This is a genomic window from Leucobacter chromiireducens, from assembly GCF_003917135.1.
In the GTDB taxonomy this organism is placed as follows: Bacteria; Actinomycetota; Actinomycetes; order Actinomycetales; family Microbacteriaceae; genus Leucobacter; species Leucobacter chromiireducens_A.
The window spans coordinates 1-308 of sequence record NZ_RPDI01000093.1 but is presented as its reverse complement, the minus strand read 5'-3'; the positions used below and the strand labels follow the sequence as shown (position 1 = coordinate 308).

Annotated in this window: 1 protein-coding gene; it reads right to left on the bottom strand. The window is 71.4% G+C overall.

Translation table 11 applies throughout. The annotated features are described in order from the left end of the window. On the bottom strand, window positions 1-308 hold a 308-nt coding region (locus EGM46_RS14620; protein WP_241156376.1), incomplete at both ends, for an amidase family protein.

The following is a 308-nucleotide window of genomic DNA, read 5'->3' as shown; positions in this document are numbered from 1 at the left end:
TCGGTGGCAGTTTTGCAAAGCCAGTCGCCTGCTCATACGCCGCCGCCCACTGCAGCAGTGCGGGGTCGCGGTAGTGGTTCGCGGCGAGCTGCCAGCCGACCGGAAGCCCCTCGGCGGTGAAGCCGCCAGGCATCGCGAGCACGGGCAGGCTCGTCGCCGAGAGCACGCACGCGGAGCGCATCCAGTCGAGGTACGTCCGCGCGGCGACGCCGGCGATCGACTCCGGCCACCGCCAGCTCGCGTCGAAGGGGAGCACCTGCGCTGCCGGGCTGAGGAACGCGTCGTAGCGCGCAAAGAACGCCTGCACC